This window comes from Duganella lactea (assembly GCF_009857505.1).
GTDB classification, from domain to species: domain Bacteria; phylum Pseudomonadota; class Gammaproteobacteria; order Burkholderiales; family Burkholderiaceae_D; genus Rugamonas; species Rugamonas lactea.
In genome coordinates, this window is the sequence record NZ_WWCP01000072.1 from 1 (window position 1) to 7,044 (window position 7,044).

The window sequence follows — 7,044 nt, forward strand, 5'->3', positions numbered from 1 at the left end:
GTCAAAGCTTGATGACCATAGTAAGTCGGTCCCACCCCTTCCCATCCCGAACAGGACCGTGAAACGACTCTACGCCGATGATAGTGCTGCAACCAGTGTGAAAGTAGGTTATCGTCAAGCTAGTTATATGTGAGGAGGCCCGCCATAGTGCGGGCCTTTTTGCGTTTACAATCGTTCCCATGAACGAACACACCGCGAGAGACGTCGTGCTGGTCCGTGCCATCGAGACCGCCGATCACAACAAGGAAATCCTCAGCGACGATGATCGCATGTACGCCAGCCGCAGCGCGCGCGAGCTGGCCCAGTGGCGCGCCGCCGACCGCAAGGCCGAAGCCACCGGCGACGATTTCCTCCAACAACGCGCCGAACAAATCCTCAAGCGCCTGGCTGAACGCCATGCCGCGTTTGCCGGCTTCCTCAAACAACGCAGTCCCTTGCAGCCGCTGGCCTGGGCCTTGCCGCTGATCGGCTTGCTGCTCGGCGCCGGTCTCGATCGCATTACCGATCCGCATCGGGTTGATTTGCTGTCGGCGCCGCTGTTGTTGATTATTGGCTGGAACCTGCTGGTGTATATTGGCTTGCTGGTCTGGCTGTTCATTCCATCGCGACAGCGCGTGCCGCACCGCTTGAAGGCGCCGCGCAAGTTGCCGTCCGCGCTGTCGACCGCGGTGATGGATTTCCTGCGCGAGTGGTCACAACTCAGCGCCAGGCTGAACGCCGCACGCCTGAGCCGCAGCGTACATTTGAGCGCGGCTGCGTTCGCTACCGGCGCACTCGTTTCGCTGTATGCGCGCGGCCTGCTGTCGCAATACGCGGCCGGCTGGGAAAGCACCTTCCTCGACGCCTCGCAGGTCCACAGTCTGCTGTCCACCTTGTTTGCACCGGCCACGGCGCTGTTTCATCTGCAAGGCTTTACGCTGGCAGACATCGAAGCGCTGCGCTTCCCGCAAACCACCGCCGCGCAGCGCGGTGCGCTTTGGGTGCATCTGTATGCCGCGACCATTCTGCTGCTGGTGATTGTGCCGCGCTTGTTGTTGGCGGTGTACTCACAATGGCAGGCGTCGCGTCAGGCGCGTCACTTCCCGCTGGATCTGGAGCAGCCATACTTCCGCAAACTGAACGATACGATGGGCTTGTCGCAAGGTGGCACGCTGCGCGTGCTGCCGTACAGCTTTACGATCGACGAGCAACGCCATCGCGGCTTGCAGCAAGTGGCCGTCTCGACGTTCGGTGAGCAGGGACGGTTGATGCTGCGGCCGTCCACGGCCTATGGTGAAATGCCGCAAGTCAGCGACGACGCTGACGTCACCGCGACCGTCGCGCTATTCAATCTCACCGCCACGCCGGAGCGGGAAAATCACGGCGCCTTCCTCGACGCGTTATCGCAAGCGCTGCCGCGCGGCGTGACCGTGCTGCTGGATGAGTCCGCATATCTGGAACGCATGGGGCCGGAGCGGCTGGCTGAGCGCATCGCCTTGTGGCAGGAGTTCTGCCGCTTCCATCGCACCACCGCCACCGTCATCAACTTGCAGGCGCCGGCATGAGCACAACGATCCAACTGGCGCTGATTTCGCACACCAACAACGGCAAGACCACGCTGGCGCGGACGCTGATGGGCGTCGATGTCGGCGAGGTGCGCGACGCCGCCCACGTGACGATTCTCTCGGAGCCGCACACGCTGCTGACCACGCCCGAAGGCGATGTGCTGCAGCTGTGGGATACCCCCGGCTTCGGGGACTCGGTGCGTTTGCAGAAACGGTTGGCGCAGTCGGGCAATCCGATCGGCTGGTTCCTGCGCGAGGTATTGGACCGCTATCGCGACCGGCCGTTCTGGCTGAGCCAGCAGGCTTTGCGCGCCGCGCGCGACAGCGCCGACATCGTGCTGTATCTGGTGAACTCGGCGGAAGATCCGCAGGACGCCGGCTATGTGCCGGCCGAAATGAAAATCCTGGAATGGCTGGGCAAGCCGGTGGTGGTGGTACTCAACCAGACCGGTCGCCCGCGCCCGCTGGCGGAAGAACAGGCGGACCAGGCGCGCTGGCGCGATCATCTGCGCCAGTATGTGGCGGTGCGCGAAGTGCTCGCGCTGGATGCCTTCGCGCGCAGCTGGGTGCATGAGCGGGTGTTTTATCAGGCGCTAGCCGGATTGGTGAACGCGGAACAGCAGCCGGCGTATGCGCGTCTGTTCGCCGCATGGCAGGTGCGCAACGCGGAGCGCTATGAGCGTTCGATGCAACTGCTGTCTGAGCAACTGCTGGCCGCCGCCCGTGATAGCGAGGCATTGCCGGAAGAGGGCAAAAGCCTGCTGAAGTCGGCGCTGAAGGTGGTTGGCATCGGCAAGAACGCCGAACAGCAGCGGCAAGATCAGGCCATGGGCGAGCTGGTCGCGCGTCTCAATCTGCGCACCGCAGAGATGACCCACGATTTGCTGGTGCTGCATCAGCTGGACCCGGCCGGCGCCGCCGACATCAACGCGCAAGTGCGCGAACATTTCTCGGTACGCGCGCCAATCGACAAGGCACAAGCCGGCTTGCTGGGGGCGATGATTTCCGGCGCCGCCACCGGTTTGTCGGCGGACGTGATGGCCGGCGGCCTGACGCTCGGCGGCGGCGCCTTATTGGGCGGCTTGGCCGGCGCGCTGACTTTCGCCGGCGCCGCGTGGGGCTTCAATTCCGGCACCGACCGTCACCAGACCACCATGCAATTCACCGACGCCTTCATGCGCACGCTGGTGGTGGCCGGCATCCTGCGCTATCTGGCCGTGGCCCACTTCGGCCGTGGGCGCGGCAGTTTTGTCGACAGCGAAGCGCCGGCCTTCTGGCAAAGCGCGGTGGAGCAGGTGGTGACGCGGCATGAGGCCACGCTGGCCACGCTGTGGAAGCAGGCGCGCCGCGATGATGCGGCCACGCCTCTGGCGCCGGTGCTCCAGCAGATGGTGTCGGCGGTGCTGGCGCAGCTGTATCCCGGCGTGACAGCCGATTAGAACTTCCAGCGCACGCCGAACGAGACGAGGTTGACTTCGGTCTTGGTCAGGTAGGTGGCTTCCAGGTTGACCGACCAGTTGTTGTTGAACGCGTAGCCGATGCCGACGCCGACCACTGGATCAGTTTCATCCTTGCTGCCCAGCGCGCTGCGGTTGCTTTCCATCTTGGTGCGGCCGATACCGGCGCGACCAAACAGGCGGAAGTTTTCGTTCAGGTTGGCGGTGCCCAGCACGGCCAGGCCATAGTGCTCGTCTGGATAGTAACCGGCTGGCTGAAACGCGCCGCGCAGTGGATTGAGGCTGAGGCCGCGCGTATAAACTTCAAAGCCGAGGTTGGGCGTGTACTGGTAGCCCAGGCTGGCGCCGAGGGCGACATCGTTGCTGTCGTCCGCGTATTTGGACGATACCGAGGCGCGGCCGCCATCAACGCTGACATAGGCGCCAGGTTCAAACGCCAATGCCGGCGCAGACGCGGTGGCCACGGCAAGCGCCGCAATACTGATGAGAAGTCGCATGGATGCTCCTGATAAGGTGAAATTGCGAAGCTGGCATTTCTATTTGGCAATGCCAGGTCGCATACTAGCTCCAAATTATCTTTAAAGCAACCTTGATGATTCAACGGGCTGGACCATGAGCAAACGGCGCATGGCGGTGGCCTCTTCGCTCGGGCTGCGGCCGAAGTAGCGCTTGAATTCGCGGCTGAATTGCGATGGGCTTTCGTAGCCGACCTGGGCGCACGCGGCTTGCGCGGTCATGTCGTTGCGCGCCATCAGCAGCCGCGCCTGGTGCAGGCGCGCTGACTTCAGGTACTGAATCGGCGAGCAGTGCGTGACCGATTTGAAGTGCACGTGGAAGGCCGGCACGCTCATATTGGCTTCCGCCGCCAGTGTGCCGACATCGATGCTGGCCGAATAGTCGGCGTGGATGCGGCGCAAGGCTTTGGCGATACGGCCGAACTGGCCCTGGCTGGTCAACGCCGCGCGCATGGCCGCGCCTTGCTCACCCATCAGCGCGCGGTAGCAGATCTCGCGCACGATGCCAGGCCCCAGCACGCGCGCTTCCAGCGGCGAGTTCAGGGCTTCCAGCAGGCGCAGCACGGTGTCGCGCAGGCGCTCGTCCATGCGCGTGGTCATCATGCCCTTGGGCATGGCGGACACTTCGTTGTCGGTCTGGTCGATGGTGAACATCAGGTCGGCCAGCGTGGTGCGGTCGATGCGGATCGACAGGCCGAGGAAGGGATGCTCCTCGCTCGCTTCGGTGGCGGCGGTGAACGGCATGGGCACCGCCACCACCAGGTAGTGGTCGGCGTCGAACTGCAGAATGTCGTTGCCGAAATAGGTGCGCTTGCGGCCCTGCAGTGCGATCGCGATGCAGGGATCGTACATGGCCGGCGACTTGGTCACGCTCTGGTTGGCGCGTGTCAGGCGCACGTCGTCCACCAGGGTTTCGGTATAGCCTTCGGTGCGCGCCAACTGCATATGCAGGGCAATCATGCGTTCCACTCTGCACTCCTTGGTGTCGGTGATGAATAGGAATGATCCATGATTCCGGCTTGGATCGCTACCGTTGTTGACGCGATCCATAGGATTAGGCAAGAACTACATAGACATGTGCATTCGCAGCATGGCCATTCGTCCGTAAGATGCAGCCTGTGTGAATGGCCAGGAAAGGACTGCATCATGACTCAAGTTCATCGCAAAGTAATTCTGATTGCCGGCGCCTGCCGGGGATGCGGTCCCGCGACAGCCCGTCAGCTGGCGGGCGAGGGCCATCATGTGGTGCTGGGCGCGCGTCGCTCCAGCAAACTGCACGCGCTGGTGACGGAAATCCGTCAGGCCGGCGGCTCGGCCGAGTGGTTCGCGCTGGACGTTAATCAGCCGGACGAGATGCGCGAGTTCCTGGCGTTTGCCGAGGACGTCCACAAACGCGTGGACGTGGTGATCAACGCTTAAACAGCACCTCAAGCATGCTATCCACCGTGGCTTGCAGGTTTTGTTGGTCATGGTAGATACGCTCCATCACCACATTGCCGCGCGTGAAGGAAACCAGCAGGCGCGCGGCATCCTTGGGCGGCAGGGTCAGGCGGCTTTTCGCGTCCGGCCGCGATAGCCGCTCTTCCAGCGCCGCCGCCAGTCGGTCCAGCATATCCCGCAACGCGGCGCGCACCGGCTCGTCCATAGCGGTTTCATCGGTGGCGATCTTGGTCGTCAGGCAGCCGCGCGTGTGGGACGATGGCGTGCCGTCTTCCTGCGGCACGGGGATGGACATGGAGCTGATCACATACGCAAAGTAAGCCCGCAGCGCGGCCACCGGATCGTCCAGTTGCAAATGCCTGCGCACCATGTCGAGGTAGTTCCGTTGATAGCGCGCGAACGCCAGCAGGAAGATGTTCTGCTTGTCGCCATAGGCGTGATAGAGCGAGCCGCGCTGCACACCGGTGGCCTTCGCCAGATCCGGCATCGAGGTGTCGCCATAGCCTTTGCGCCAGAACACATGCAATGCCTGCTCCAGCGCTTCATCTTCGTTGAATTGTTTTATGCCTGCCATGGCGGAAATTATCTCCATGTTTGACAGGTATGTCAATTTTGACTATGCTGTCAAACATGATGACGATTTGAGGGAATTCCCATGGATACCGCTGAAGACCGTGGTGTGATCACGCGCGCCATATTTGCCGGGCTGTGCGCCAGCCTGGTGGGCATCGGCCTGGCGCGCTTCGCCTACACGCCGCTGATCCCGCCCATGATCGACGCGCACTGGTTTGCCGCCAAGGATGTGATTTACCTGGGCGCGGCCAATCTGGCCGGGTACCTGATCGGCGCATTGGTGGGGCGGCCGGCGGCGCGTCGTTACGGCGCACGGTCGACGTTGCGCGCCATGATGCTGCTGGCGTCGGCGGCATTCTTTGCCTGCGCGTATCCGCTGTCGGTGAGTTGGTTCTTTGGCTGGCGGCTGCTGTCGGGTATTTCTGGCGGCATCATCATGGTGCTGGTGGCGATGACGGTGTTGCCGCATGTTCCGGCGCACCGCAAGGGCATGGCCAGCGGCGCCATCTTCCTTGGCGTCGGCCTGGGGATTGCCGCCTCGGGCACGGTGGGCCGCTGCTGCTGGACATGGGCATGCGCGCGACTTGGCTGGGGTTGGGCGTGCTGTCGCTGCTGCTGAGTGGGGCGAGTTGGTGGTGCTGGCCGCATGCGGTGCATACGCATGTGCCGATGGGTGAGCCGAACGCGGCGGCGCAGGCAGCGGTGCGCGGTGCGCTAAATCTGGTGTATGCGCAATACGCGCTGATGGCGATCGGGCTGGTGCCGATGATGGTGTTCCTGGTCGACTACGTGGCGCGCGGTTTGGGCTGGGGCACGCACACGGCGGCCGTGTTCTGGATTGTGTACGGCGTTGGCGCGATCATCGGGCCCATGGGGTATGGCGCGCTGTCTGATCGCGCCGGGCCGGCGTTGACCAGCCACCTGACGATCTGGCTGCAGGTGGGCGTGATCGTGTTGATGATGTTCTCCACCAGCCATATGGTGTTGCTGGCGGCGACGCTGGTGATTGGTTCCTTCCCTCCGGGCATTGTGCCGATCACGCTGGGCCGTGTGCAGCGCATCTTGAACGGAGATGTGCACGCGCAGAACGTAGCGTGGAGCAAGGCGACCACGGTGTTTGCCTTGTTCCAGGCGCTGGCCGGCTATACCTATTCCTATGTGTTCGCGCAAAGCGGCGGCAATCACCGCCTGTTGATGGGCATTGGCGCCGGCGCGCTGGTGATGGCCCTGGTTGCCGATGGTGTCAAAAAAGCCCTTGCCAAACCGGTGGGGGCCTTGGTATGATTCTGTCCCTCGCGAAACACTGTGTCACTAACAAAGCGATGCAGTAAAAAACGAGGGGTTGACGAGATAAATCAAATGCTTCATAATCTCGCTTCTGTGCTGATGAACAAAACGCTTCTTCAGCTAGCAACACAGAATGATCTTTAAAAATTAACAGTCGATAAGTGTGGGCATTTGGTGCTGCAACAAAAAGCATTAAATGCTCAACAAAGAAATATTCAGTAGAAATAC

At 62.4% G+C, this 7,044-nt stretch carries 9 protein-coding genes and 1 rRNA gene; 6 read left to right on the forward strand and 4 right to left on the reverse strand.

Annotated elements, in window-relative coordinates; genetic code table 11:
• Positions 1 to 7: 7 nt before the first annotated feature.
• The 3 genes from rrf (at position 8) to GTP44_RS26455 (ending at position 2,983) form a co-directional block, all read left to right on the forward strand.
• A 5S ribosomal RNA gene (gene rrf / locus GTP44_RS26445) occupies positions 8 to 120 on the forward strand.
• 59 nt (positions 121 to 179) lie between these two features.
• A complete protein-coding gene (locus GTP44_RS26450) occupies positions 180 to 1,544 on the forward strand; it encodes a DUF2868 domain-containing protein (RefSeq protein WP_161021756.1) in 1,365 nt (454 codons plus the stop codon).
• Positions 1,541 to 2,983, forward strand: coding sequence for a DUF3482 domain-containing protein (locus GTP44_RS26455; protein ID WP_161021757.1), 1,443 nt, complete (start codon positions 1,541 to 1,543; stop codon positions 2,981 to 2,983). Before GTP44_RS26450 ends, GTP44_RS26455 begins: the two co-directional genes overlap by 4 nt.
• Here GTP44_RS26455 and GTP44_RS26460 read toward each other — a convergent pair.
• Together GTP44_RS26460 and GTP44_RS26465 are read right to left on the reverse strand one after the other, a co-directional pair.
• Complete coding sequence (locus tag GTP44_RS26460; RefSeq protein WP_161021758.1) at positions 2,980 to 3,498, reverse strand: porin family protein; 519 nt, start codon at positions 3,496 to 3,498, stop codon at positions 2,980 to 2,982. The genes GTP44_RS26455 and GTP44_RS26460 overlap by 4 nt on opposite strands.
• Positions 3,499 to 3,579: 81 nt before the next feature.
• Positions 3,580 to 4,476 (reverse strand): AraC family transcriptional regulator, encoded by an 897-nt coding sequence (locus GTP44_RS26465; protein WP_161021761.1) that lies wholly within the window; start codon positions 4,474 to 4,476, stop codon positions 3,580 to 3,582.
• 186 nt (positions 4,477 to 4,662) lie between these two features.
• Between GTP44_RS26465 and GTP44_RS26470 the strand changes: the two genes are divergently transcribed.
• Complete coding sequence (locus tag GTP44_RS26470) at positions 4,663 to 4,935, forward strand: SDR family NAD(P)-dependent oxidoreductase (RefSeq protein WP_161021759.1); 273 nt, start codon at positions 4,663 to 4,665, stop codon at positions 4,933 to 4,935.
• On the opposite strand, the gene GTP44_RS26475 is transcribed toward GTP44_RS26470, so the two are convergent.
• Positions 4,925 to 5,530 (reverse strand): TetR/AcrR family transcriptional regulator, encoded by a 606-nt coding sequence (locus GTP44_RS26475; protein ID WP_161021760.1) that lies wholly within the window; start codon positions 5,528 to 5,530, stop codon positions 4,925 to 4,927. The two genes, GTP44_RS26470 and GTP44_RS26475, sit on opposite strands and share 11 nt — an antisense overlap.
• 81 nt (positions 5,531 to 5,611) lie before the next feature.
• Between GTP44_RS26475 and GTP44_RS28085 the strand changes: the two genes are divergently transcribed.
• Together GTP44_RS28085 and GTP44_RS28090 are read left to right on the forward strand one after the other, a co-directional pair.
• Positions 5,612 to 6,148, forward strand: coding sequence for a YbfB/YjiJ family MFS transporter (locus GTP44_RS28085; protein ID WP_308494397.1), 537 nt, complete (start codon positions 5,612 to 5,614; stop codon positions 6,146 to 6,148).
• Positions 6,103 to 6,813 (forward strand): YbfB/YjiJ family MFS transporter, encoded by a 711-nt coding sequence (locus tag GTP44_RS28090; RefSeq protein WP_308494398.1) that lies wholly within the window; start codon positions 6,103 to 6,105, stop codon positions 6,811 to 6,813. The genes GTP44_RS28085 and GTP44_RS28090 overlap by 46 nt, the downstream gene beginning before the upstream one ends.
• On the opposite strand, the gene GTP44_RS27735 is transcribed toward GTP44_RS28090, so the two are convergent.
• On the reverse strand, positions 6,773 to 7,044 hold a 272-nt coding region (locus tag GTP44_RS27735; protein WP_229256669.1), incomplete at its 5' end, for a hypothetical protein. The two genes, GTP44_RS28090 and GTP44_RS27735, sit on opposite strands and share 41 nt — an antisense overlap.